The sequence below is a fragment of the Streptomyces katrae genome (assembly GCF_002028425.1).
Taxonomy (GTDB): Bacteria; Actinomycetota; Actinomycetes; order Streptomycetales; family Streptomycetaceae; genus Streptomyces; species Streptomyces katrae_A.
Genome location: NZ_CP020042.1, coordinates 273,807 through 298,557, shown reverse-complemented (window position 1 = coordinate 298,557; position 24,751 = coordinate 273,807). Strand labels below are relative to the sequence as shown.

Sequence of the window (24,751 nt, the reverse complement as noted above, 5' to 3'; positions counted from 1 at the left end):
AAGCACAATGCGCTGGACGCGATCGGGGAGGCGGCACCAGGATGGCCGCATGACCGTTTCCTCTGCTCTCGCCTCGTTCGCCGTGGTGGCGGGCATGCTGACCATCATGCCGGGACTGGACACCGCCCTGGTGCTGCGTTCCGCCATCACCCAGGGCCGGCGCCGGGCCTTCGCGACGGCCCTCGGGATCCTCTGCGGGGTGCTCGTCTGGGGCATGGCCGCGGCGGTCGGCGCCTCGGCCGTGCTCACGGCGTCCCACCTCCTCTACGACGCGCTCCGCGTGGCCGGCGCCGTATACCTGGGCTGGCTGGGCATCGGCATGCTCCGCCGCACCCTCGCGGAGCGCCGCCGGCCCGCGTCGCAGGCCACGGCGGACGCGGGAGGCGCGGCGACCGCGGAGGAGACCTGGGCCCGCTCCTGGGCACGCGGACTGGGCACCAGCCTGCTCAACCCGAAGAACGGCGTCTTCTACATGGCGATGCTGCCCCAGTTCATCCCCGCCGGGGCCCCGCACCTCCTGATGGGCGTCGTCCTGGCGGCCCTCCACGACCTGGAAGGCCTCGTCTGGTTCAGCGCGCTGATCTTCGGCACCCAACTCGTCCGCCGCTGGCTCGACCGGGCCTCGGTGCGACGGGCCATCGACGCGATCACCGGCACGGTACTCGTCGGCTTCGGCATCAAACTGGCCCTCGCCGACAACTGACCCCCGCCACAGCCCTACTCGACCACCACTGGACTCCCACCCCAGACCAACCGCCCCGACGGCGCCGGGGCCGGGTACGGCTACAGTGCGAGCCGGTCAGCTCGGTCCACTCGTCGCCAGGGGCTTCTCACGTGTCCATGCGTTCTTTCACCGTCCTGTCGGCGGCCGCCGGCTGCCTCCTGCTCACCGCCTGCTCCGGTGGCGCCGCGGGAGCCGCGAGTGCGCAGCCCGCGGCCGTGCGGACCGATCCGTCGCGTTCCCCGTCCGCTGGGTTGCCGCAGCAGCGGGCGGCCGGTGAGGTGCCGGATACCGCGCGGCTGCGGGAGTTGGTGCTGCGGCCGGGGGAGGACGCCGGAGTTCCGGACCCCGCGTACGGGATCCGGGACGTGCATCCGTCCGAGTTCGGGCTCGTGCCCGGCGGCGACGCCTACCCGGCCGCCTGCCGCACCATGTGGGCCCTGATCGGCCACAAGGGCGCGCAGGCGGCCATCGCGCAGACCTTCACCTCGAAGCGTCCCGGCGAACCGAGCGTCAACTTCCTCGCGTCCCACGCGGGCACGGGTGCCACGACGGCCTTCGCGCAGCTGCGCGAAGCCGCCTCGGCCTGCCCGCAGCACGGCTCCGACGGCCGCACGGCGACCGTGGCGACCGAGGACCTGCACGGCGCCGGGTTCCCCGAGGACGCGATCCGGATCAGGATCACCGTCCACGAGGAGGGCTCCAGCGAGCCCGACGACATCTCCGACCGCATCGTGGCCCGGGTCGGTGCGTGCATTGTCGACATGTCGGGTCTGTGGTCGCAGCCCCAGACCCGCCTCGCCGAAGCGCCTGTTCTCCGGCAGATCGAACGGCTCCGGGCAGGCGGCCAGGGACTGTGAACCCGAACCCGTCCCCTCAGCACCCCGACCCCTACGCGGAGTACGCGGCGCACGCGGCCGCGCGGTCCGCCGGCCCGGTGCAGTGCGTCCCCGCCGGGCCCGCAGGACACCCCGCCTACCTGGTCACCGGCTACGCGGAGGCCCGCGAAGCCCTCGGCGACCCCCGTCTGTCCAAGGACACGGGCGCCTTCTTCGCGGGCAAGGAGTCACGCCGCCGCCTGCACCCGGCCGTGGCCCGCTCCATGCTGGCCACCGACCCGCCCGGGCACACCCGGCTGCGCAAGCTGGTCACCGGGGCCTTCACCACCGGGGCCGTCAGGGAGCTGCGCCCCTTCATCGCCCGGGCCACCGACGCACTGCTGGCGCAGTGGCCCGAAGGAGAACCGTTCGACTTCGTGGCCGGTCTGGCGGTGCCCCTGCCCGTCAGCGTGATCTGCGAGCTCCTCGGGGTACCGCGGGCCGACCGGTCCGCCGTCCAGCACTGGTCGGCAGGGCTGTTCGCGGCGGGGGAGCCCGAGGCCATCGACGAGGCCTCGCACGCACTGGCCGGCTATATGACCGACCTCATCGCCGCCAGGCGCCTGGCCCCCGGCAGCTCCCTGCTGGACCGGCTCATCGCGGCCCGGGACGGGCAGGACCGCCTGAGCGAGGAGGAACTGGTCTCCCTGGCCGTGCTCCTGCTCGTGGCCGGACACGAGACCACCACCCATGCCCTCGGCAACGCCCTGCTGGCACTGCTCCGGCACCCGGCCGTGCTGGACCGCCTCCGGGAGCATCCGGACGAGATCCCCGCCGCCCTGGACGAACTGCTCCGCTTCGACTCGCCGGTGAGCACCGCCACCTTCCGGTTCACCACGCAGGCCGTCACCCTCGGCGGTACCGAGATCCCGGCCGGTGTCCCGGTCCTGGTCGCGCTGGGGGCGGCCAACCGGGACCCGGCCCGGTTCCCGGGGCCCGACCACCTCGACCCGGACCGGGACGCGGCGGCCCATCTCGCGTTCGGCCACGGCATCCACCGCTGCGTCGGCGCCCCCTTGGCCCTGGCCGAGGCCGAGATCGCCCTGCGGGCGGTGGTCACCCGGTTCCCCGGCATCCGCCTCGCCGTACCGCCCGATCAGCTGCGGTGGCGGAGCACCCGTCTCGTCCGCGGCCTGGCCTCGCTCCCCGTCCTGGCGTAGGCGTGGACCGTGCGGCACCGCACACCGACGCCCTGTACCTCCGCATCCGCATTCGGTTAGGCTTACCTTCCTTAGATGGGTGGCCGCAGGTGCGTGACAGCCCAGGGAACGAACGGAACGGAACGGGAGCCGGGGATGAGGCGTCGTGGATAGGATCGCGCTCACGGCCGGAGCCCTGTACGCCATCGTCCTGCTCCGCGCCGGAGGGACGTTCGCCGTCGGGTGGCTCGCCGGCGCCGGGGCCCGGCGCAGCAGGTTCGCCGGCCGGATCTCCTCGGCGAAGTTCCAGCGTGCCGAGCGGGCGATCCACCGCTGGGGCGCGCCCGTGGTGGCGGCCTCCTTCCTCACCGTCGGGCTCCAGACCGCCGCCAACTTCCTCGCGGGCAGCATGCGCATGCCGTTGCCGCGCTACCTCCCCGCCCTGTTCGTGGGCGGAGCGGCCTGGGCGCTGATCTACGCGACCGCGGGGATCGGCGTGCTCGAGGTGCTGGGCAGGCTCTTCGCCGAGCGGACGGCCCTCGGGGTGTCCGGCGTGGCGGTGCTCCTGCTCGCGGTGTGCGCGGCGGTGGTATATCGCAGGAGGAGGGCGTCGGCCCCGTCCTCCGCAGGAGCCGTGCCCGAGGAGTCCTGAGCCCCTTCCCCGCGCGGGAGGGGGCGCCACGGCGGGTGACGCCACGTTTTCGATCACCCGCCCGAGCCCGTGCCGGGCCGGCAACACCGCCGTGACGGAATCCGTTTGGCGGGCCGCCGAACCCCTGCTACCTTTCCGGAAGCCGTGCAAGAGAACGAGGAGGTGGTACCCGTGAACGCAGTATCGACATGGGTGCTCCCCTCCGGGGTCACGGTCGGGCGATAGGTCGTCCGGGAGCGCCGTTCGCGAGCATTCCCGAAAGGCACGACCATGCACTTCACTTCCGAACAGCGCCTCGACGACGACGTCATCGAGCGCGAGTTCACCCTCGGCGAGATCCCCGGCATCCTCTGGACGCCCGCCTCCGCCCCCGCATCCACGCCGACGCCGCTGATCCTGCTCGGCCACCCCCCGCTCGGGCTGCGCAAGATGTACCCCCGGATGGTGGGCCGGGCCCGGCAGGCCGTGGCAGACGGCTTCGCCGCAGCCACCATAGAGCTCCCCGGAAGCGGCGAACGGCCCCGGTTGGACGCCCTCGAACAGGCCCGCGCCGACCTGCGCCGGGCCGTTCAGGCCGGCGAGCCGGTCAGCGAGGAGATCATCGACGCCCTCGTCCTCCCGCTCGTCGAACAAGCGGTCCCGGAGTGGCAGGCCGCCCTCGACGCCCTCCTGGCCGTGCCCGGGATCGGCGGCCCGGTCGGGTACTCGGGCGGAGTGATCTCCATCGGCATCCGCCTCGCGGTGGTCGAGCCGCGCATCAAGGCCGCCGGGCTCTTCGCCGGCAGTTTCGTGCCCCGCGCCATGTTCGAGGAGGCCCGCCGGGTCACCATTCCCCTGCACGTCCTGCTGCAGTGGGACGACGAGGGGAACGACCGGCAGGCGGCCCTGGACCTGTTCGACGCCTTCGGCTCCGAGGAGAAGTCCCTCTACGCCAACATGGGCGGGCACACCGGTGTGCCTCAGTTCGCGGGAGACGACGCGGCCCGGTTCTTCCACCGGCACCTGAAGTGACGACGGGCCGTCAGGCCACAGACACGGAGCGGTGAACCGGGTCGACCGCGGTACCCCCCGGCACGGACGCGTCCGTTCGCCCTCCGTCCACGAAAGGCACCCCGGCCGATGCTCCCCACCCCGCTCCGCGCCATCAACGAAGGCCTGGCCTTCCTCCTGGAGCTGGCCGGGCTGGCACTGCTGGCCTGGTGGGGGTGGTCCACCGGCCACAACACGCTGACGCGGATCCTGCAGGCCGTGGGCGTCGCCTTCGCCGCGGTGGCCGTCGTCAACACCGCCCTCGCGGAACGGGACCGCCGGCACCGACGCTGACCGCGGACGGCTACTGGGCCAGGTAACCGCCGTCGACGGGGAGGACCGCGCCGGTGATGAAGGAGGCGGCGTCGGAAGCGAGGAAGGCGATGGCGCGGGCCACTTCCTCGGGCTCACCGAGGCGGCCGAGCGGGTGCAGCGCCGTGACGTGGTCGAGGTACTCCGGGCCCCCGGGCTCGTCGGCGAGGCGCCGCACGCGTTCGGTGCGAATGGTGCCGGGGGCCACCGCGTTCACCCGGATGCCGCGCCCGGCCCACTCCACCGCGAGGTGCTTGGTGAGCCCGGAGGCGACGAACTTGGCGGGCCCGTAGGCGGCTTGGCGGGCCTGCCCGGCCACTCCGGAGATCGAGGAGACGCACACGACGGACCCGCCCGACTCCTGCTCGGCCATCCGCGCGACGGCGTATTTGCAGGAGAGGAACATCCCGCGGCCGTCGACGGCCATCACCCGGTCCCAGTCCTCGGCGCTGGTCTCCAGCAGGCCCGACAGCGGCAGGATCCCCGCGTTGGCGACCAGCACGTCCAGCCCGCCCCCCGCCGTCACCGCCGCGCCCGTCATCCGCTCGGCGTCCTCCGGCCGGGAGACGTCCCCGGTCACCACGGTCACCCCGTGCGCGTCACCCCGGTCGGCACAGTCGCGGCGCAGCGCGGTCAGTCCCGCCGTGTCCAGGTCGGCGGCGGTGACCCGGGCGCCGAGCCGGGAGAAGAGGGCCGCGGTGGCCCGCCCGATGCCACTGGCCGCGCCCGTCACCAGGCACGACCTGCCGGTCAGATCGACCAGTCCGCCAGCCCGCACGGCGCACCGCCTCCGCTCGCCCGCACCGGGTCCCTCCCGGCCACCGGCCTCCCCAACGAGCGCCGGGCGGCCCCGGTTACGCCCGCCCTCCGCGGCGGGCTCCGGGGCGGGCTACGCGGCGGGCTCCGGGGCGAGGGCGACGAAGTCCTCGTAGGTGCGGACCCTGACCCCGGGCCGGTCCTCGGCCAGTGCGGCGATCATCGCCGCCGCCAGCCGTCCGGCCGGCACGGGCCGGTACGCGCGGGCGGGCCCGGCGAGCAGCGGGGCCAGCACCGTCGCCGCCGAGCTGCCGAGGCCCTCACCGCGGCGGTGCGTGGGGCGGCGGCCGAGGATGAAGGAGGGCCGGAAGAACTCGGTCTGCCGGAAGCCCAGGGCCGTCACGTCCGCCTCCATGTCCCCCTTGACCCGCAGGTAGAAGGCCCGGGAGCCGGAACCGGCACCGACCGAGGAGACCACGGCGATCCGCTCGGCGCCCGCGTCCCGGGCCAGCGCGGCCACCCGCACCGTGTGGTGCTGGTCCACCTCGCGGAAGGCCTCCTGCGAGCCGGCCTGCCGGATGGTGGTGCCCAGCGCCCCGTACACGTCGGCCCCGGCCGGCACGTCGTCGGCCCCGAGCCCCGCGAAGTCCACCACCCGGACGTCCAGCCGCGGGTGTTCGAGACCCAGCGGCCGGCGGGCCAGCACGGTGACGCGCCCGTAGCGCGGGTCGCGCAGCAGTCGCGCCAGCAGTTGTCCGCCGACCAGTCCGGTGGCTCCGGCCAGGAGCGCGCTGCGGGCCACGGGGTTCCCTTCCGCCGCCGACGGCCGACCCGCCGGAACCTCCCGCAGGATGCCACATCCCCACCCGCCCGCCGGCGAGGCCCGGAAGGCCGCGCCCGGTCGCGCCCGGCCCCGAGCGCGGGGCCCCTCCGGGCGGCGCGGCTCAGACCAGTGGTGGCGTGTAGCCGCGGGAGCGGACGAGGTCGCGGGTGATGTCGGTGAAGGCGCGGGCGGCGGCGCTCTGGTAGGCGCCTTCGCGGTGCAGGAGGGTGACGGTGCGCGTGGGCAGGGGCGGGTCGAGGGGGACGGGGGTGAGGTGGGGGTGGTCGTCCGTGATGGCGTCGGGCAGGACGGTGGCGAGGGCCGTGCGCCGGACGATTTCGGTGAGCGCCTGGACGGAGTTGGCCTCGACCGTGATGCGCGGCCGGACCCGGTGGCGGGCGAGGTAGGCGTCGATGTGGCTGCGGGTGGCGAAGTCACCGCTGAGCAGCGCGAGTTGTTCGTCCTCGAGCGCCCGCACCGGTAGGGGATCGGGCCCCACCGGGCCGCGCGCGCCGCCGGTGACGAGGCCGAGGGTCTCCGTGAACAAGGCGGTGGCGGTGAGGGAGGGCAGGTGGGGGCCGGCGAAGGCGATGCCGAGGTCGAGGCCGTCGGCGAGCAGGGCCGCCTCGATGCGGTCCTGGGGCATCTCCCTCAGGGTGAGGCCGATGCCGGGGTGGCGGCGGTGGAGCTCGGCGGTGAGCGGGCCGATCAGGTAGGCGGTGAAGGTGGGGGTGGCGCCCAGGCGCAGGTGGCCGCGGGAGAGGTCCTTGACGTCGTGGACGGCGCGCTCGGCGGCGGCCAGGTCACGCAGTGCGCGGCGCGCGTGGTCGGCGTAGACGGCGCCGGCGTCGGTGAGCCGTACCGTGCGGCCGGTGCGGTCCAGCAACTGCGTGCCCACGGTCCGCTCCAGCTGCTTGACCTGCTGGGAGAGCGTGGGCTGCGAGATGTGCAGCTCCTCGGCGGCGCGGGTGAAGTTGCCGTGTTCGGCCACGGCGAGCAGATAGCGCAGGTGACGCAGTTCGAGAGCAGCCATGGAACCAACCATAGATGCGACCACTGACTTTTATGGATAACAGCTCTTGGACGCTATAGCGCCAGGTCATGCACAGTGGATTTCACCAGCCCACAGGGCACCCCCCCCGAAGGGAGTAACCGCAACCGTGACCGCGACTGTGACCGTGAGCGCGCAGGACCTCACCGAGGGCGTGGCCCGTTTCCAGAGGGACGTCTTCCCGGCCAAGGCGGAGCTCTTCGCCCGTCTGGCCACGCACCACGGCCCGCACACGCTGTTCATCAGCTGCTCGGACGCCCGCGTCGTCCCCGAGCTGATCACCGGCACCGAGCCGGGCGACCTCTTCGTCATCCGCACCGCCGGCAACCTGGTCCCCGCCTACGCCCCCGGGGCCGACGGGGTCGCGGCGAGCATCGAGTACGCGGTCGCCGTCCTGGGCGTGAAGCACATCGTCGTCTGCGGCCACTCCGCGTGCGGCGCGATGACCGCCCTCGCCCAGGACCACGACCTCAGCGGCGCCCCGGCGGTCGCCGACTGGCTGAGGCTCGCCGCCGCCTCGGTGGCCCGTACCGCCACCGCCGGCGACGTACCGGCCCTGGTGCGGCAGAACGTCCTCGCCCAGCTGGCGAACCTCGCCACCCACCCCTCGGTCGCCAGTGCCCTGGCGAAGGGCGGCCTCGCCCTGCACGGCTGGGTCTACGACATCCCCACCGGCCACATCGACGACCTCACCGCCATCGCACCAGCGGCCTGACCCCGCCCCTCCCACCTCCCACCCCCCCCTCCTCCCTCCCCGAAAGGACGTACCACCCATGATTCAGGCACAGTTCACGCAGACCGCCCGCGAGTCCCTGGCCGCCAAGGCCGTCGAGGCCAAGACCGCCAGGAATCTGTCCTGGAAGCAGATCGCCGAGGCCTCGGGCCTGTCGGTGGCCTTCACCACCGCCGCCGTCCTCGGCCAGCACCCGCTGCCGGAGGACTCCGCGAAGGCGGTGGCCGAACTGCTGGGCCTGGACACGGACGCGGCGCTGCTGCTGCAGACCATCCCGGTCCGCGGCTCGATGCCGAACCGGATCCCGACCGACCCGACCATGTACCGCTTCTACGAGATGCTCCAGGTCTACGGCACGACGCTGAAGGCCCTGGTCCACGAGGAGTTCGGCGACGGCATCATCTCCGCCATCAACTTCCGCCTCGACGTGAAGAAGGTCGCCGACCCCGAGGGCGGCGAGCGAGCCGTCATCACCCTCGACGGCAAATACCTCCCGACCAAGCCCTTCTGACCACCCCCCCGCCGACCCCTGCGCCCCCACCCCTCCGGCCGGGCGCAGGGGCCCTCCCCGCCCTCCCCGAACTCCCGGAGCAGGGCGCCCCGTAGAGCACCGCGCGCGCACGCGCCGCCACAAACCACCTGCAGCCAGTCGTCCCCCGGCTCCAGCGGGACGGCCCCCGGCCTCTCACGGCAGGGGCCCGTCCGCCTCGAGCGGTACCATCCGGCAGATGACTGCCCCCGACTGGCTCCCGGCCCCGCTCTCCGAGGTCGTCGAGCTGTTTTCCCCGCTGGCCACTGAGTGGTGGGTCGCCGGAGGCCATGCCATCGAGCTCGCGGTCGGTCGTCCCCTCCGCCCCCACGCCGACATCGACGTCCTCGTCCTGCGTGAACACCAGCACGCCGTACAACGGGCCCTGTCCGGCTGGGAGTGGTGGGTAGCCGACCCGCCGGGCACCCTGCGGCCCTGGCAGCCGGGGGAGTACCTGCCGCTGGGCGTGCACGACGTGTGGTGTCGTCCCGGTCCCGACCAGCCCTGGCGCATCCAGGTCATGCTGGACGAGTCCCACGAGGACCTGTGGGTCTCCCGCCGCAGCCTGCTCGTGCACCGTCCCATCGCCGAGCTGGGTGCCGTATCTGCCGACGGCATCCCCTACCTCGCCCCGGAGGTCCAGCTGTTCTACAAGGCCAAGGAACCACGCCCGAAGGACGAGCAGGACTTCGCCGCGGCACTCCCCCTGCTGGGGCCGGCGCAGCGCAACTGGCTCGCCAAGGCCATCCGTGATGCGTACGGTCCGCCGCCCTGGAGTCCGTACGACGGCGGCCCCGAGTTCGTGGTCCACGGCCCCGCCCACCCCTGGAACGTGAGGCTGACCGGGAATTGAGGAACACCGCCCTGCCACGGAGCACCGGGGCTGTCAGACCTCGCTGTTAGGGTCGCCGGCATGGCAAACCGTTCATATCTCTACTCCGCCGATTCGATGCCGACCGAGGACGACATCCCCCAGTCGATCCGGTGCGTATCGCAGCACAACTGGGCTGTCCCGCTGGCCCACAAGCTGCTGACCGGGTACGGCACGACGATCGTCCCCTCCATGATCTGGAGTCCCCGGATCGGCATCGCCGCGGACTACGACAGGGGCGCGACTCTGCTGCGCAACGTCCTGAAGGCGGTCGGGCAGGGACTCGAGGAGGACGACGAGTTCGTCCAGTGCATGGAGAAGACCGCGTCCCACCTCGAAAGGCAGCGGGCGGCGTACTTCGTCCTGGAGACCGGGGAGATGATCTCCCTCTCGGACGAGGATCCGGTGGCGGCGGTCCAGCGGCTGGTATCCGCCGACATCCCCGCCGCCGTGGCCCAGGCCGAGGCGGCTGTCTTGGGTGAGAACGACGAATGGCTCGCCTCGGTTCGTGCCGGCTGGCAGGAGCACCTGGGGTCCTTCTACAGCAGCGCGCTCTACTACTCGTTCCCCGCATAGACGGTTCCCCGGAGCGGCTGGCACCCGCCGAGGGGCCCATCTCGGCTGGACCCCCGACTCGACGCGGAGGGCGACACCCGGTGCGGTCGCGCGCTACTGCGGGATGTCGCCCCGGTAGCTGCTGCGGCACTCGTTGATCTCGTCCCTGCTGTGAGTGCTCAGGTAGTCCCGGGCCGCCTGCTTCTTCTCCTGGACGGAGACGTTCGGGTCGGAGATCAGGCTGATGAGCGCCGCACAGTCCCCGCCGGGCTGGACCGGCACGGCCTGAGCCGGCCCGGCGGCGGCGGGAGGAAGTACGGCGACAACCGCCGCGGCGAGAGCGGCGAAGGCGAGTCGTCCCTTCATCGGTATGTCCTCTCCGGACGGCGGAGCGCATCACCGTACGCGCGCTCCTCGATCGGGCGGATCCCGCGCAGGGGTCCCTGTGAACGTACCGCTCCGGAACCGGATCCGCATGCCGGCCGATCACCGCCCGCCGCGCTACGCCCCACTGCGGCGGCTAGATGGGTCATTCCGAAGTGATCAGTGGTCGTAGGCGATCAGGGACCGTGTGCTTGGCTGTCCGGTCTTGTGGTTGTGCCAGATTGCTGCGGCCAGCGCGAGGACGCGTTGGGCGACGCGGACGGCGACACCCTCAAAGGTCCGGCCGCCGTGTTGTTCCAGGTCGAGCTGGCCTTTGAGGGTGTCGTTCACCGACTCGATCAGTTGCCGCACCGATTTCAGCAGTGACTCGCCCTTGCGGCGCTTCTCCCGCTTGAACGAGGGCCGCAGCAGCTCTGCCCCGCGCATGGCCAGATCGGTCTCGAATTCCTTGGAGGCGAAGCCCTTGTCCGTGATCACCAGCAGTCCGGGGCGGTCGGTGACTGTGTCCGGCTCACGATTCAACATCGCCGTCAGCACCTCGCGCTCGTCCAGCTTCGGGTTCGCAAGGGACCACAAGATCGGCATACCGGTTGGGGTGCACACCAGGTATAGCCGCAGGCCCCAGAAGAATCGGGAATGGCTGGCGCAGTACCCGTATCCGGCCCAGCCGGCCAGGTCCGACACCGCTTCACGGTGGGGCGTGACCGGCCGCACTCGACCGGGGTGGAGTCGATGATCCAGTGTTTGTCGAACCAGAAGTCGGTGTCCGTCGCAAGGAGCCGTACAGCCCGCTTGACCAGCGACAGCGCAGCCCGCAGCCGCTTGTTCCAGCCCGGCTGCTTCGGCACGAAGGTCCCGACCCCGTGCCGTGTTCATGCCATCGATGTCATAATCGGACGTTGTGTGGACAACGCTTGCGCCGCTCATCGGCGTCCTACTCGGCGGGCTCATGTCGATGCTGGCCCAACGCTCGGCAGGACGCGCCTTGGAACGCGGCGAGGCGCGCCGCAGTGTCCGTGAACTTGCCGAGGCGCGCCGCAACGAGCGGCTCACGCACCTCATCGCATTTCTGTCTGCGGTGCAGGAAGCAGAACGAGTCGCGGTGGATCGGTATCACCACAACCTGGCTGACGAGCAGTGGCAGGCCCGGGCAAGGCAGGTCATTGACAGGGTGTGGGTGACGCAGAAGACGATCCACGTACTGTGCGCGTCCGAGGTCAGCGAAGCGGCACGCAGCCTCGCGTGGGCAGTACAGGAGGTGATCAGGAAGGGCCCCGAAGACTCGGGAGAGCCACAGGATGAGAAGGTCTGGGCGCACATCCATCCGAGCCGACAGGCATTCCTTGATCTCGTGCGCGACCAGCTAAGTTGAAGCCCCGGGGAGGGATTCGGCAGCTGCCGTGAGCGGCCCGGGACAAGCAGGACCAGCTCCGGCCCCCCTGGTGCGGCGAGCGTCATCTGCTTCGCCGGCTTCTCGAGGGACGCAAAGCCCGCCTTGGCGCAGGCAGCATGCATGTCCACGGGCCAGCAGCACGCCATCGAATGGCCCCTTGGCCCATCGGCAAGCTGAGCACGATCACTTCGGAATGACTCGTCTAGGCGGTGGGGAGGAGGCCGGCGACGAGGGCGGCGAATTCCTCGGGGCCGAGGATGCGGATGCCCAGTTCTTCGGCCTTGGCGCGCTTGGAGCCGGCCTTCTCGCCCGCCACCAGGAGGGTGGTGCGCTTGGACACCGACGACGACGCCTTTCCTCCGGCCCGCTCGATCAGCTCGTTCATCTCGTTACGGGACAGTTCCGCAAGCGGGCCGGTCATGGAGCCGGTCACCACGACGGCCTGCCCGGCCAGCGGCCCGGCCGCCGCGCCGCCCGCCGGCCCGTCCGCCGGGTCCTCGCCGTCGTTCGCCCCGGTCGCGGGCTTGTGCTGCGGCTCGGTGACCTGCGTGCCGACCCGCTGGGCCTGGAGTTTGTCGAGGAGCGGGGCGAGTTCGGCCAGTTCGGCCGCGATGACGCGGGCCTTCTCGGTGCCGATGCCGTCGACCCCGGCCAGCGTGTCCGCGTCGGCGGCACGGATCGCGGCCATCGAACCGAAGTGCGCGGCGATCCGGCGGGACATGGTGCGGCCGGTGCCGCGGACACCGAGCGCGCAGAAGACGCGGCTCAGTGCCGCCCCGCGGGCGGTCTCGATCGCGGCCAGGAGGTTGGCGGCGCTGGTCTCACCCATCCGCTCCAGACCGAGGAGCTGCTCGCGGGTCAGCGTGAACAGGTCGGCGATGTCCTTGACCAGGCCGGCCTCCACCAGCTGGACCGCCCGCGTGCCGCCAAGGCCTTCGATGTCGAGCTGGTCGCGGCCGGCCGCGTAGATCACCGAGGCCACGGCCTGACAGCCCCGGCCGCGCACGCACCGCCAGCGCTGCTCGGAGGTGTCGATCGCGTCGCCGCAGCGCGGGCAGGCCTCGGGGAAGACGACCGGGGTCTCTGCGCCGGTCCGCTGGTCGGCCAGCGGCGCCTCCACCCGCGGGATCACATCCCCGGCCCGGTACACGAACACCTGGTCGCCGATCATGAGCCCGCGGCGGGTGATGTCGGACGGATTGTGGAGCGTGGCGTAGGTGACCGTCACCCCGTCGATGACCACAGGCTTCAGGACCGCGCGCGGGGCGATGATCCCGGTCCGGCCGACGTTCCACTCCACCGCCAGCAGCCGCGTCACCTTGTGTTCGGCCGCCAGCTTCCGGGCCACCGCCCATCTCGGGGCGCGCGAGCCGTTGCCCGCCTGCCGCTGGTCCTCGGCCGAGTCGGCCTTGACCACGACCCCGTCGATCCCGAACGGCAGGCCCGCGCGCAGGCCGGCGATCACGTCGATGCGTTCCTGCACCTGCTCCAGGGTCTCGCACCGCACCGGGGCGGCGGCCGTGCCGGCAGCCGTGTGCGCGCCGAGCGCGGCCAGCTTCTCCAGCAGCGCGAGGTGGCCGAGGTCGTCCAGGCCGATCGCGCTGTAGGCGAAGAAGGTGAGCTCGATCCGGTAGGGGCGGTCCTTGGCCCGCAGGGTGCCGGCCGCTCCGCTGCGCGGGTGTGCGAAGGGCGTGGCCTCGTGGGCGAGCCGGATGCGGTTGGCTTCCTCGAACTGCGCGGTCGTCAGCAGTACCTCGCCGCGCAGTTCGACGTCGACCGGCTCGGTGAGGACCGGCGGCAGACCGAGGACGGCGTCCGCGGCGTGGGTGATGTCCTCGCCGGCCAGTCCGTCGCCGCGGGTGAGGAGCTGGACGAGCCGGCCGCCCCGGTAGCGGGCGGCCACGGCGAGACCGTCGAGCTTGGGCTCCACGCACCACCCGGCCACCGGGCGCCCGAGGCGGCGTTCCAGAGCTGCGGCCCATTCGGCGAGCCCGTCGGCGTCGAAGACGTTGTCGAGGGAGAGCATCGCCACCGAGTGCGGCACGTCCCCCTGCACGGCCCCGCCCGCCACCTTCCCGGCTGGCGACGCGGCGAGCACCTCGTCCGGGTGGGCCTCCTCGTAGGCCGCGATGGCGCGCAGCAGCCCGTCGTACTCGTCGTCCCCGAGCGGGGTGGTCCCGTCGCCGTAGTACGCGGCCGACGCCGCGAGGGCGGTGGTCACGGCCTCCGCGTAGGCGACAGGGGAGAGCAGGGCACTGTTTTCGGTCATGAAGGTCATCATGCTGCCCGGCACTGACAATGCCCCTGCGGCGACCCCGCCCTGCTCACCCGGGCCGCGACCGCCTCTCGGCGGATCGCACAATCTCACATCGTGACCTGCGGAGATGCCGCTCGTTACCCGTCGGCCCCAAGGGCGGTACTGTCGTCCGGTCACGGACGGCAACCGGTCGTCCGTCCAACCCCGAGGGAACCGACATGACTGATCTGAACTCGCTGCGGGCGAGCCTCGCGTCGGGTGAGCACGAGTTCGCCGACACGCTGGCCTTCATCGCGGCGCACTACGACTATCAGCCGCAGGCGTTCCGCAACGGGGAAGCCGAAAACGCCGCGGGCGAGAACGAGGGCTCCTGCAAGACCCTGGGACTGGCCCTGCTGGAGGGCCTGAGCGACCAGGAGGCGCTGCTGGCATTCGGCGAGCACTACCGCAGCGTGCTGGCGACCCCGGACGGCTCCGATCACGCCAACATCCGCAACCTGATGGCCCATGGCCTGGCCGGGGTGGCCTTCGAGCAGCAGCCGCTGGCACGCAAGAGCTGAACACCGACGGCACCGGCAGCGGGGCGAGCGCGGTGACCGCGCAGGCCCGAAGCAGGCTCTGGCTCAGCACCGGAGGTCCCAGGTGTCAATTCGCCTCGGGCCCGAACCGGCGCTTGTATGCCGACGGGGTGATGCCGGTCTCGCGGCGCATCAGCGTGCGCAGATTGGCAGCGGTGCCGAGCCCGCTGCGCCGCGCTACCACCTCGAACCGGGACTCGCCTCGCTCGATCAAGCGGCACGCCAAGGCAAGCCGTTCCCCCGTGAGCCACGACAAAGGCGTGGTGCCCAGCTGCGCCTGGAACCGGCGGTGCAGCGTAGCCGGACTGACCCCCGCTCGTGCCGCTAGATCGGAAACGGTGAGCGGTGAGTCCAGCCGTTCCTGGGCCCAGGCCATGACGGGTGCCAGGGATTCGTCCGGCAGGTCGGGTATGGGACGCTCCACGAACTGCCGCTGCCCGCCATCCCGGTGCGCCGCGAAGACCAGGCGCCGGCTCACGGAGTTGGCGATCTCCGCGCCGTAGTCGCGGCGGACCACATGCAATCCGAGATCGAGGGCAGCCGCACTCCCGGCAGCGGTGAGGATGTCACCGTCGTCCACGAACAGCACGTCCGATTCGAGCCGGACGGCGGGGAAGCGAGCCCGGAAGGAATCCGCCCACTGCCAGTGCGCGGTGGCCCGCCGCCCGTCCAGGACTCCGGCCTCGGCCAGTGTGAAGGCGCCACTGCAGAAGCCGACCAGGCGTGCACCACGGGAGTGTGCCCGGCGGATGGCATCGAGCACGGCAGGGCGGCGGGGCACTTCGGTGTCCGGGCGGTTGGGGACGATCAGGGTGTCCGCCGAGTCGGCCGTTTCCAGGCCGGCGACTCCCGTGAGCGTGAAGAACCCGTCTCGCATCAGGGTGCGGGGCTCGGGGGAACAGAGCCTGAAGTCGTAGAGATCACGGCCGATCTCTGGTCTGCGCAGGCCGAAGACCTCGGTCGCGCAGCCGAGCTCGAAGGGGTTCGAGTTCTCGTCCACGATCACGACGACCCGGTGTGCGCCCGCCGTCTGAGCGGCGTGCGAGGATTCTTTCGGCATGTGCAATTCCTAGCACTCACAGCTGCCGTGTGAAACGGCTCAGGATGATCCCATGAGCAGCGAACCCATCGTCCTGAGCAAGGCTCTGGCCTCATTCGACGCCTTGTGGAGCCCCCGCATCGTCACGCGCGTCAACGACTACGACGTCCGCATCGCCAAGGTCGAGGGCGAACACATCTGGCACGTCCACGACGACACCGACGAGTTCTTCCTGGTACTCGACGGCGAACTGCACATCTCCTTGCGCGAGCCCGCCGGGGAGCGCACGGTCCTGCTCCCCCAGGGGGCGGTCTTCACCGTCCCCCGAGGCACGGAGCACAAGCCTTACGCCCCGTACGGAGCCGCCATCCTCATGTTCGAACCCACCGGGACACTCACCGTGGGCGATCGGCACGACGAGGTCCCAGACCATGTCGACTCAACGACCGGACACGCACTCAACAGCTGACCCGCCAGGCTTCGGACGCGCAACTGCCTATGGCGTCAGTCGGTCAGGACAGTCGCGTAGCGATGGCGGCGCCTGAGTGCCAAGGCCCGTGAGGCCGGACGGACTAGCTTCCGCTGAAGTCCGGGAGGGTGATCGAGCCGTCCTCGTTGAACGGGATCCCGGGATTGTGGGCGATTTCCCAGGGATGGCCGTCGGGGTCGACGAAGGTGCCGGAGTAGAACCCGACGGTGTTCACCGTCGCCGGCTTGGTGATCCGTCCGCCCGCCCGGTCCGCCGCCGCGAGCAGGGCGTCCACCTCGGCGTCCGAACGGACGTTGTGCGACAGGGCGATCCCGCCGAAGCCGGCCGCCGGTGCCGGTGTGGGCTTCAGGCCGCACTCGTCCGCGAGTTTGCCGCGGTCCCACAGGACGAGCCCCAGGCCGCCCGCCTGGAAGAAGACGGTCTCCTCGACCTCCTGGCCCCGCCAGCCCAGGGCCCGGTAGAAGGCCTTGGCGCGGGCGAGGCCGGAAACCCCCAGTGTGACCAGGGTGATGCGCTGTTCCATGGGGTCACCGTACGCCCGGAAGCGGGCGTGGGGCGGGACCTCGCGGGACCGTGGCTACTCGGCCGATGACAGTTCCCGGTCGATCTCGACGGCCGACCGCTGCCGGACGGCCCGCGCGAAGAGCTCGCGGATATCGGAGCGCTCCCCGTACGGGTACCGGACGTGCCAGTGCGCGACGACGTGCTCCAGGAGGTCGAAGCGGCCCGCGTTGGCGATCGTCGAGGCGGCTGGTGCACTGTCCCGGCCCGTCCCTCCGGGCCGAGCGCTTCGGCGACCTGCGCCGCGGCGCCCCTCCCGGCGTGCCGGAACAGCATGAGGAACGCCGGATCGGGACTTTCGACGTCTGGTGTGCTCACGTCACGAAACCTATCGGCCGAGGAGCGAGGCGAGTGTGATGCCGTACCGGGTGCGCAGGCGTCGTATCTCCCACAGGGACAGCGCGGTGACCGACAGCGGGCCGCCGAGCATGAAGGCGTAGAGCACCTCGGGCGGTGCGGCCACGTCCGGGCCGTCGAAGAGCTGGAAGCCGAAGAGGCACCACACCAGCAGGGGCGACAGCAGCGCCGGCAGCAGCTCGTGCACGTCCCCCGTACGGAAGCAGCTGTTCAACCCGACGACCAGGGCGACCAGGGTGAAGAGCACGGCGGCGACGAGGACGACGACGCAGACGAGGGCGAGCACGACGAACAGCAGCACGACCAGGAGACCGGTGAAGGCCGTGCCCAGGAAGGTGCCGAAGAGCCCGAAGGTGATGTCGTGCGGGCCCACGTCGTCGGGGGTGACGATGTCGCCGCTCAGGGCCGCCGTCATCAGCCAGATCACGCCCACGCCGAGGACCGGCGCGGCGAGCGCGAGCAGCGGTCCGAGCAGGCGGCCGGTGTAGAGGCGCCCCAGGGGTGCGCGGGCCAGGGCGATGCACAGGCCTATGCCGACGACGCCGGCGACCACGACGATGGCGCACCCGATCAGCAGCTCCTCCAGCTTGCCGAGCAGGAAGTCCTGGCGGCCCTCGCGCAGCGGGTAGGCCAGGATCAGCCAGGCGGTGGCCACCAGCCCCAGGGTCGTGCGGATGCGCTGCATCCAGGCGATGACCGGGTCCTCGACGCGGTCGGGCCCGGCGGGGCCGGCGATCGCCCGGGCCGCCGTGACGGGGTTGGGAACGGAGCGGGCGTGCTCGCTCAGACGCTGACGGGTGATCAATGGGGTCCTCCGGAACGCGCGACGCGGGGAGCCCGCCTACCTGGCCGAGTTGGCATGCCCGCGTCCTTATTATCGTCGCAGCGACGATAATAAGCTACGGTTGATCATGCCCGAACCACCGGCCGGAGCCGGCTCTCGGGGGTCGGCAGTTTCGGGATCTCGGATTCCGGGGACGGCTGTCCCGGCAGGGCCGTGACAGGCCGATTGGTGACCAACGAGGAGACCCCCATCCAGAACACTCCGGACACCGAGCAGCCCGCCCCGGCCGGTCCGCTCGCGGGGCGGATCGCGCTCGTGGCGGGCGCCACCCGCGGGGCGGGACGGGCCCAGGCCGTGGAGCTGGGCCGGGCCGGTGCGACCGTGTACGTCACCGGCCGCACCACCAGGGCCCGGGCCAGCGAGGTCGGCCGGGCCAGCGAGACCATCGAGGAGACCGGCGAACTCGTCACCGCGGCGGGCGGCACCGGGATCGCGGTTCCCACCGACCATCTCGACGAAGCCCAGGTACGCGCCCTCGCCGAGCGGATCGACCGGGAACACGGGCGGCTCGACATCCTCGTCAACGACCTGTGGGGCGGCGAACACCTCATGGCCACCTCGGTGTTCGGGAAGAAGAGCTGGGAGACCCCGCTCGCCGACGGCCTGCGCATCCTGGAGCTCGGCGTGCGCTCGCACGTGATCACGGCGGCGCTGCTGCTTCCGCTGCTGATCCGCTCCGAGGCGCCGCTGCACGTGGAGGTCACCGACGGCACCGCGCACTCCAACCGCCGCTACCGGGAGAACATGTACTACGACCTGGCGAAGAACGCCCCGATCCGCCTCGCGTTCGGGCTGGGGCAGGAGCTGGCGGAGTACGGGGGCATGGCCGTCGCGGTCTCGCCGGGCTTCCTGCGCTCGGAGCAGATGCTCTCCCACTTCGGCGTGAGCGAGGAGAACTGGCGTGACGCGATCGCCCGGGAGCCGTCGTTCGCGATCGCGGAGTCCCCGCGCTACCTGGCCCGTGCGGTCGCGGCGCTGGCCGCCGACCCGGACCGCGCGCGGCGGTGGAACGGCAAGTCCACCTCCAGCGGGGAACTCGCCAGGGTCTACGGGGTGACGGACGTGGACGGGAGCCGGCCGGACGCCTGGGCGTACTTCGAGGACGTCATCCACGGCGGCAAGGAAGGCACCCCGGACGACTACCGCTGAGGACCACCGACGGGAACCACCGCTGAGGACCGGCCCCTCATCCACCGGTGGAACGCCGGTAGTTGCCCTGCCCGCGGCGGCCCGCTCCGCAGAGTGAGGAGCGCGGCCCGACGCCGGAGGCCGCGGTACCCGCCGCCTGGACGCCCGCTGACCGCCCTGCCGCTCGGCGCCGAAATTCCGTGGCGGCCTCGCCGCCGGGTATGCGAATGTGCCGGGGAAGACCCACTGCCCTCGAGGAGCCCACCGATGCGCCGACCGCTCATGTCCCCCACGAAAGGAACGATCACCCACCTGAAGGACATGACGCTCTGTGCAACCCACGTCACGCACGCTGAACCTGGGAATCCTGGCCCACGTCGACGCCGGTAAGACCAGCCTGACCGAGCGGCTGCTGTACGCGGCCGGGGTCATCGACGAGATCGGCAGTGTCGACGCCGGCAACACCCAGGCCGACAGCCTGGAAATGGAACGCCGTCGCGGTATCACCATCAAGTCGGCGGTGGTCAACTTCCCGCTCGGGAGCGGGGAGTCGGCGGTCTCCGTCAACCTGATCGACACCCCCGGTCACCCCGATTTCATCGCCGAGGTGGAACGCGTCCTCGGTGTCCTGGACGGCGCCGTGCTCGTCGTCTCCGCAGTCGAGGGTGTGCAGCCGCAGACCCGTGTCCTGATGCGGACGCTGAAGCGGCTCTCCATCCCGACCCTGCTGTTCGTCAACAAGGCCGACCGGCCCGGCGCCGACGACGCCCGGGTGCTGCGGGAGATCGAGCGCGAGCTCGCCGTGCCCGTCATCCGCATGGGACGGGTCACCGCCGGCATCGGCACGAAGGCGGCCCGCATCTCGGCGTCCACCGGGGGCGACGAGGCGTACACCCGGCACCTCCTCGACGTGCTCACCACCCACGACGACGACCTGCTCGGCGCCTACCTGGACCACGGAACCTCCCTCCCGTACGCGCGACTGCGGACGGCGCTCGCGGCACAGACCCGTACCGCGCGCGTGTACCCGGTCTACGTCGGCTCGGCGATCACCGGCGCCGGCATCGACGGCCTCGTCGAGGGCATCGGGGAACTGCTCCCCGCCGCCCACGGCGACCCCCACGGGCCGCTATCGGCAAGGGTGTTCAAGGTGGAGCGCGGCCAGGGCGGTGAACGGATCGCCTACGTCCGGCTGTTCTCCGGCGAGCTCGGAGCCCGCGCACACGTTCCGGTCTCCGGCACCCGGCACAAGGTCACCGAACTGGCCGTCTTCGACCGCGGCAAGGCGGTGCGCCGACCGGTGGCGCGGGCGGGGCAGATCGCGACGCTGCGCGGCCTGCCGACGGTCCGGATCGGGGACGTGGTGGGCCGGGAGCCCGAGGGCCGCCCGTACGGCCGCGTCTTCGCGGCGCCCACCCTGGAGAGCGTCGTGGTGCCGGCCGACCCGGAGCGTACGGGGGACCTCCACACGGCCCTCGCCCAGCTCGCCGAGCAGGATCCGCTGATCGGCCTGCGCCAGGACCCGGACGGAGGGGAGCCGTCGGTGTCCCTCTACGGAGAGGTCCAGAAGGAAGTCCTCGCGGCCACCCTCGCCGAGGAGTACGGCATCACGGTCTCCTTCCGTGAGACGACACCCATCTGCGTGGAGCGCGTCACCGGGACGGGCGCCGCGTACGAGGTCCTCGATCACGAGGGGAACCCGTTCCTGGCGACGGTGGGGCTGCGGGTGGAGCCGGCTCCCGTCGGCAGCGGTGTGGTCTTCCGCCGGGAAGTCGAACTCGGCTCGCTCCCGCTGGGCTACATGCGGGCCGTCGAGGAGACCGTGTACGCAACCCTGCGGCAGGGCCTGTCCGGCTGGCAGGTGCCCGACTGCGCGGTGACCATGACCCACTCGGGCTTCTGCAGCATCCGCAGCACGGCCGGGGAGTTCAGGGCCCTGACGCCGCTCGTCCTGATGGCCGCGCTGCGCCAGGCCGGAACGGTGGTGCACGAACCGGTGCACCGGTTCCGCCTGGAGTTCTCGCAGGACGCGTACCCCGCGGTCGCGCTCGCCCTGGCCCGCCACGGGGCCCAGCCGGGCACTCCGGTGGCGGTGGGGGACGCGTACCTGGTCGAGGGCCATCTGCCCGCGGACCGCGTGCACGGCCTGGAGCGGGAGCTGCCCGAACTCACCAGTGGGACCGGCGTACTGGAGACGGCGTTCGCGCACTACCGCCCGTCCCGCACGCCGCGCGTCCGGGAACGCAGCGACCACAATCCGCTCAACCGCGAGGAATACCTCCTGCACGCGCACCGGAGGATGTGAGGGGAAGGTCCGTCCGCCCGCCACCCCGATCAGCGGTCCCCGCGGACACGGTGGCGTCAGGAATCCGGTTCCGTCGCCTGAGCGGCCGTGGGGCCCTCGTTCCCGATGGTGCGGAGCAGGAGCAGGGCGGTGTCGTCCGTGTAGCGGCCGGGGGGCCAGGCGTAGCGGATGAGGCGGTTGATCAGGCCGTCGAGGTCCTCGTCGCCGTGGCGGGCGACCTGCTCGGCGAGGTCGGCGGCCATGTGGCCGGGGTCGGTGTGCCGGGCACTTCCACGAGTCCGTCCGTAGAGAGCGCGAGGGTGCTTCCCGGCGGGAGGGACAGGTCGGTGACCGGGCACGGGGCGGCCATGTCGATGCCGAGGAGCGGGGCGGGGTCGAGTCGCCGACCCATACGAGGCGGTCCTCCCGGACGGCCTCGCTGACCGGAGCGGCGGTCACGAGCGGGATGCGGTGCCAGGGCCAGGCCACCTCCTCCGGAAGCCCGCAGGACACCGCCAGGCCGAGCGTCTGCGCGGCCTCGTCCAGCAGGCAGAGGACCCCCGCGGAGGCACCGGTCCGCTGCACGGCGCCCACCAGCGCGGCACCAAACGGCCCGGCCCCGCCGGGCCGCTCGTCGAAGCCGGGTACCGCAGCTCGAATAGCAGGACCACACGCTGACAAGCCGGACGGATCGCGCCGGTCCACCGGGGGTGTTCCCGGACGGCGTCCGGGAACAATGCGGCAGGCCGGCTCGTTGACGCGGGGCCGTTTCTCCGATCACGAAACGAGGGAGTGCCTTGCCGGTGCCCGAAACCGTTTCCGCTGCCGCCGTGCCCCTGCTTCCGCCGCTCGCCGCCCAGGCGGAGCGCCTGATCGAGCTCGGGGTGGCCGAGCTCGCCGGGATGTCCGCCGCCGGGCTGCGAAGCTTCGCCGAGGACGCCGGGCCCGGGGACGGCAGCGCGCTGCTCGCCGTCCACCCGGACCGGGCCCCCGCCTCCGTGCTCGCACCGCTGCTGCGCCGCGAGGGCCAGCCGGGGTTCGTCGTCACCGACATGACCGATGTCGACCGCTTCGAACCCCACCACGCCGAGTTGCCCGACGCGCCTGTCTACCTCGTCCGCGGCCTCGATCGCGGCGACCGCATGGCCGACTGGAGCCCGGAGGAGGCCCTGGCCGCCCTCGGCGAGGAGGGCCGCACCCCCCTCGTGCTGACCGAGGGGATCCACTGGCTGCTGCAGCGGCCCGAGGTGCTGGAGCGCAACCACTGCTTCATGACCATCGGCTCGCGGCTGCGCAAGGCCGACGGCACCCTGGACGCCCGCACCCCGGCGATCTGGATCAGCAACGGAACCGGGCGGGACGGCCGTGAGCGGCGCGACGCCCCCAAGGTGGGCTGGTGCTGGTGGAACAACCGGCACACCTGGCTGGGCTTCGGCTCGGCCACCGCCCGCCGCGCCTGAACCGCCGCTCCCGACGTCAGGGCGTGTCCCTCGCCCCCGCCGCCGTCAGTGCCGGAGGTTGATCGTGAAGCGCCTCACGCCCGTACCGATCGTTTCGGCGTGGATCGGGCCGCGAGCCCGGTCGGACTCCCCGGTGCCGCCGGTGATCCCGTTGTCGAACGGCGGGGGAGGCCCCGGGTTGAGGATGCCGAAGACCATCCCCTGCACGGAGAGCCGGCCCCGGCCGGCGGTGCGGGAGTCAGGAGGCGGAGGGCGAGGCTCCGAGGGAGGGCAGCGGAGCCTCGGCCCCGGGGCGGTCGCCCCGCACCCCTCCCCGCCCAGTTCCAGGCGCTTGCCCAGGAACCCGGACCGCAGCCGCCGGTCGTGGCTGACGACGATCAGGGTCCCGGTGTACGGGGCCAGCGCCGCCTCGAGGTCCTCCACCACCCCCGGCGCCAGGTGGTTGGTCGGCTCGTCGAGGAGGAGCAGGTCATACGGCCCGCCCGCGACGAGCCTGCCCAGCTCCAGCTTGCGCCGCTGCCCCGCGGACAGCTCCCGCACCGGCCTGCCCGCCTCGGCCGCGTCCAACAGCCCGTACCGCACCACGGCTTGCGCGACCTCCTCCCCGAACGCCCGTTCCGCGCTGCGGCTTTCGCCGGACCAGGGATCGTCCTGCCGCAGCAGCCCGACCCGTACCGGTGCCCGTACGCCCCCGTGCCCGGCCGGCACGAGACCCGCGAGAACCTGCAACAGGGTCGACTTCCCCGACCCGTTGGGCCCCGTGACCAGCATCCGCTCACCCGCCGCCAGACGGAACGACACCGGCGCGAGCCGCCCCGGCACGGCCAGCTGCTGCACGTCCACCCCACCGCTCGGGCCGCCGTCGGCCCCGAACCGTCCGGTGAACCGCAAGGGCTGCGGCGGAGCCGGGACCGGATGCTCCGTCAGCCGTGCCAGCCGTTCCCGCGCGTTGCGGATGCGGCTCATCGCCCCGTGCGCCCGGGACCGGGCGCGGAAGGCCCCGGCGCCGCTGAACGCGGCCGGCGCCTTGCGCGGGATCTGCGCGAGCCGTCCGATGCTGCCCTCGGCGAGCCGCTCCACGCGCTGCTTCTCCGCGACCCACTCCTCGTACTCCCTCTCCCGGCGCGAGCGCGCGGCGGCACGCGCGACCAGATGGCCGGCGTAGCCGTTGCCGTGCCGGTGCACGGTGGACCGTTCGTGGTCGACCTCCAGGATCGCGGTGGTGACCCGGTCCAGGAACAGCCGGTCGTGGGTGACGGCCACCAGGGTGCCGGTCCGCCGCACCAGATGTTCCTCCAGCCACCCGACGGCCTCGTCGTCCAGATCGTTGGTGGGTTCGTCGAGGAGCAACAGCTCCGGCTCGGCCGCCAGGGCCGCGGCCAGCGCCAGCCGCGACCGCTGCCCGCCGGACAGCGTCCCGAGCACCCGCCCCCGTTCGATGGGCTCCCGCTCGCCGAGCCGCCGCAGGATCGCGGCCACCCTGCGGTCGGCATCCCGTCCGCCCCGCACCTCGTACTCGGCGACCAGCCGCCCGTATGCCTCGACCTCCTCGGGGCCGGCCAGGTGGAGCCGTTCCTCGGCGGCCCGGATCCGCCGCTCCAGCTCCCGCAGTCCGGCCAGTGCCCGGTCCACGGCGTCACCGACCCGCGCCCCGGGCGGCAGTTCGAGGGTCTGGGGAAGGTAGCCCACTCCGCCCGGCGCTCGCACGCGCACCTCGCCGGCATCGGCCCGTTCCCACCCCGCCAGCAGCCTCAACAGCGTCGACTTCCCCGCCCCGTTGTCCCCCACGACCCCGACCCGCTCCCCGGGCCGCACCGAGAACCCGACCCGGTCCAGCACCGTCCGGGTCCCGTACCGCTTGCCCACCTCGGCCAGCACGACCTGACCACGACCCTCTGAAGCACGCACGGGCCACCCCTCTCATCAA

The 24,751-nt window shown here is 72.3% G+C and carries 26 protein-coding genes and 2 pseudogenes; 16 read left to right on the top strand and 12 right to left on the bottom strand.

Features of this window, described 5'->3' with window-relative positions:
- The first annotated feature begins 49 nt into the window (after positions 1-49).
- The 6 genes from B4U46_RS01595 to B4U46_RS01570 all read left to right on the top strand — a co-directional run bounded on the left by B4U46_RS01595 (position 50) and on the right by B4U46_RS01570 (position 4,713).
- Positions 50-703, top strand: a complete 654-nt coding sequence (locus tag B4U46_RS01595) for a LysE family translocator (RefSeq protein ID WP_079423363.1) — start codon at positions 50-52, stop codon at positions 701-703.
- 131 nt (positions 704-834) lie between these two features.
- Complete coding sequence (locus tag B4U46_RS01590) at positions 835-1,581, top strand: hypothetical protein (protein WP_123995946.1); 747 nt, start codon at positions 835-837, stop codon at positions 1,579-1,581.
- A gap of 77 nt (positions 1,582-1,658) precedes the next feature.
- A complete protein-coding gene (locus B4U46_RS01585; protein WP_185117371.1) occupies positions 1,659-2,759 on the top strand; it encodes a cytochrome P450 family protein in 1,101 nt (366 codons plus the stop codon).
- A gap of 145 nt (positions 2,760-2,904) precedes the next feature.
- On the top strand, positions 2,905-3,390 hold the full coding sequence (locus B4U46_RS01580; RefSeq protein WP_079423357.1) for a DedA family protein: 486 nt from the start codon (positions 2,905-2,907) through the stop codon (positions 3,388-3,390).
- Positions 3,391-3,660: 270 nt separating this feature from the next.
- Positions 3,661-4,401: a dienelactone hydrolase family protein gene (locus B4U46_RS01575; protein ID WP_079423355.1), complete on the top strand. Its 741-nt coding sequence runs from the start codon at positions 3,661-3,663 to the stop codon at positions 4,399-4,401.
- 108 nt (positions 4,402-4,509) lie between these two features.
- On the top strand, positions 4,510-4,713 hold the full coding sequence (locus B4U46_RS01570; RefSeq protein WP_079423353.1) for a DUF2568 domain-containing protein: 204 nt from the start codon (positions 4,510-4,512) through the stop codon (positions 4,711-4,713).
- 10 nt (positions 4,714-4,723) lie between these two features.
- Here the strand turns inward: B4U46_RS01570 and B4U46_RS01565 are convergent, their stop codons facing one another.
- The 3 genes from B4U46_RS01565 to cynR form a co-directional block, all read right to left on the bottom strand.
- Positions 4,724-5,509: an SDR family NAD(P)-dependent oxidoreductase gene (locus B4U46_RS01565; protein WP_237292505.1), complete on the bottom strand. Its 786-nt coding sequence runs from the start codon at positions 5,507-5,509 to the stop codon at positions 4,724-4,726.
- A gap of 111 nt (positions 5,510-5,620) precedes the next feature.
- Positions 5,621-6,289 (bottom strand): NAD(P)H-binding protein, encoded by a 669-nt coding sequence (locus B4U46_RS37205; RefSeq protein ID WP_079423351.1) that lies wholly within the window; start codon positions 6,287-6,289, stop codon positions 5,621-5,623.
- 142 nt (positions 6,290-6,431) lie between these two features.
- The gene (cynR, locus tag B4U46_RS01555) at positions 6,432-7,343 is read right to left on the bottom strand and encodes a transcriptional regulator CynR (RefSeq protein ID WP_185117352.1); all 912 of its coding nucleotides are present in this window, start codon (positions 7,341-7,343) and stop codon (positions 6,432-6,434) included.
- A 127-nt stretch (positions 7,344-7,470) separates the two neighbouring features.
- Between cynR and B4U46_RS01550 the strand changes: the two genes are divergently transcribed.
- The 4 genes from B4U46_RS01550 to B4U46_RS01535 all read left to right on the top strand — a co-directional run bounded on the left by B4U46_RS01550 (position 7,471) and on the right by B4U46_RS01535 (position 10,070).
- Positions 7,471-8,076 (top strand): carbonic anhydrase, encoded by a 606-nt coding sequence (locus B4U46_RS01550; RefSeq protein WP_269467130.1) that lies wholly within the window; start codon positions 7,471-7,473, stop codon positions 8,074-8,076.
- Between the two features lie 58 nt (positions 8,077-8,134).
- Positions 8,135-8,605 (top strand): cyanase, encoded by a 471-nt coding sequence (cynS, locus tag B4U46_RS01545; protein ID WP_079423349.1) that lies wholly within the window; start codon positions 8,135-8,137, stop codon positions 8,603-8,605.
- A 217-nt stretch (positions 8,606-8,822) separates the two neighbouring features.
- On the top strand, positions 8,823-9,476 hold the full coding sequence (locus tag B4U46_RS01540) for a nucleotidyltransferase domain-containing protein (protein WP_420543150.1): 654 nt from the start codon (positions 8,823-8,825) through the stop codon (positions 9,474-9,476).
- Positions 9,477-9,536: 60 nt separating this feature from the next.
- The gene (locus tag B4U46_RS01535) at positions 9,537-10,070 is read left to right on the top strand and encodes a hypothetical protein (RefSeq protein WP_079423346.1); all 534 of its coding nucleotides are present in this window, start codon (positions 9,537-9,539) and stop codon (positions 10,068-10,070) included.
- Between the two features lie 93 nt (positions 10,071-10,163).
- Here B4U46_RS01535 and B4U46_RS01530 read toward each other — a convergent pair whose 3' ends face one another.
- Positions 10,164-10,415 carry a hypothetical protein gene (locus B4U46_RS01530; protein WP_079423345.1) on the bottom strand — a complete coding sequence of 84 codons (252 nt, stop codon included), beginning with the start codon at positions 10,413-10,415 and terminating at the stop codon, positions 10,164-10,166.
- A 177-nt stretch (positions 10,416-10,592) separates the two neighbouring features.
- Positions 10,593-11,284: pseudogene (locus B4U46_RS01525) on the bottom strand (IS982 family transposase); the annotation flags it as partial.
- 98 nt (positions 11,285-11,382) lie between these two features.
- Here B4U46_RS01525 and B4U46_RS01520 point away from each other — a divergent pair.
- A complete protein-coding gene (locus B4U46_RS01520; RefSeq protein ID WP_123995951.1) occupies positions 11,383-11,805 on the top strand; it encodes a hypothetical protein in 423 nt (140 codons plus the stop codon).
- A 223-nt stretch (positions 11,806-12,028) separates the two neighbouring features.
- On the opposite strand, the gene ligA is transcribed toward B4U46_RS01520, so the two are convergent.
- Entirely contained in the window at positions 12,029-14,104 is a 2,076-nt protein-coding gene (gene ligA, locus B4U46_RS01515) for an NAD-dependent DNA ligase LigA (protein ID WP_079431488.1), read from the bottom strand.
- Positions 14,105-14,301: 197 nt separating this feature from the next.
- On the opposite strand from ligA, the gene B4U46_RS01510 reads away from it, so the two are divergent.
- Positions 14,302-14,643: a HopJ type III effector protein gene (locus tag B4U46_RS01510; RefSeq protein WP_079423341.1), complete on the top strand. Its 342-nt coding sequence runs from the start codon at positions 14,302-14,304 to the stop codon at positions 14,641-14,643.
- An 85-nt stretch (positions 14,644-14,728) separates the two neighbouring features.
- Here B4U46_RS01510 and B4U46_RS01505 read toward each other — a convergent pair whose 3' ends face one another.
- Complete coding sequence (locus B4U46_RS01505; RefSeq protein WP_079423339.1) at positions 14,729-15,721, bottom strand: GlxA family transcriptional regulator; 993 nt, start codon at positions 15,719-15,721, stop codon at positions 14,729-14,731.
- 52 nt (positions 15,722-15,773) lie between these two features.
- Between B4U46_RS01505 and B4U46_RS01500 the strand changes: the two genes are divergently transcribed.
- The gene (locus B4U46_RS01500) at positions 15,774-16,169 is read left to right on the top strand and encodes a cupin domain-containing protein (RefSeq protein ID WP_079423337.1); all 396 of its coding nucleotides are present in this window, start codon (positions 15,774-15,776) and stop codon (positions 16,167-16,169) included.
- A 103-nt stretch (positions 16,170-16,272) separates the two neighbouring features.
- Here the strand turns inward: B4U46_RS01500 and B4U46_RS01495 are convergent, their stop codons facing one another.
- Positions 16,273-16,713: a VOC family protein gene (locus tag B4U46_RS01495; protein ID WP_079423335.1), complete on the bottom strand. Its 441-nt coding sequence runs from the start codon at positions 16,711-16,713 to the stop codon at positions 16,273-16,275.
- Positions 16,714-17,079: 366 nt separating this feature from the next.
- On the bottom strand, positions 17,080-17,913 hold the full coding sequence (locus B4U46_RS01490; protein WP_079423333.1) for a hypothetical protein: 834 nt from the start codon (positions 17,911-17,913) through the stop codon (positions 17,080-17,082).
- A gap of 207 nt (positions 17,914-18,120) precedes the next feature.
- On the opposite strand from B4U46_RS01490, the gene B4U46_RS01485 reads away from it, so the two are divergent.
- A complete protein-coding gene (locus B4U46_RS01485; RefSeq protein ID WP_079423331.1) occupies positions 18,121-19,101 on the top strand; it encodes an SDR family oxidoreductase in 981 nt (326 codons plus the stop codon).
- A gap of 310 nt (positions 19,102-19,411) precedes the next feature.
- Entirely contained in the window at positions 19,412-21,385 is a 1,974-nt protein-coding gene (locus B4U46_RS01480) for an elongation factor G (RefSeq protein WP_167747562.1), read from the top strand.
- A 56-nt stretch (positions 21,386-21,441) separates the two neighbouring features.
- Here the strand turns inward: B4U46_RS01480 and B4U46_RS38270 are convergent, their stop codons facing one another.
- Together B4U46_RS38270 and B4U46_RS38265 are read right to left on the bottom strand one after the other, a co-directional pair.
- Positions 21,442-21,627 carry a hypothetical protein gene (locus B4U46_RS38270; RefSeq protein ID WP_079423329.1) on the bottom strand — a complete coding sequence of 62 codons (186 nt, stop codon included), beginning with the start codon at positions 21,625-21,627 and terminating at the stop codon, positions 21,442-21,444.
- Complete coding sequence (locus B4U46_RS38265; protein WP_237293257.1) at positions 21,567-21,734, bottom strand: SpoIIE family protein phosphatase; 168 nt, start codon at positions 21,732-21,734, stop codon at positions 21,567-21,569. The genes B4U46_RS38270 and B4U46_RS38265 overlap by 61 nt, the downstream gene beginning before the upstream one ends.
- 433 nt (positions 21,735-22,167) lie before the next feature.
- On the opposite strand from B4U46_RS38265, the gene B4U46_RS01470 reads away from it, so the two are divergent.
- Positions 22,168-22,824, top strand: coding sequence for a DUF5701 family protein (locus B4U46_RS01470; RefSeq protein ID WP_079423327.1), 657 nt, complete (start codon positions 22,168-22,170; stop codon positions 22,822-22,824).
- Between the two features lie 315 nt (positions 22,825-23,139).
- On the opposite strand, the pseudogene B4U46_RS01465 reads toward B4U46_RS01470, so the two are convergent.
- Positions 23,140-24,732 (bottom strand): annotated as a pseudogene (locus tag B4U46_RS01465) (ABC-F family ATP-binding cassette domain-containing protein); the annotation flags it as partial.
- Positions 24,733-24,751: the final 19 nt, after the last annotated feature.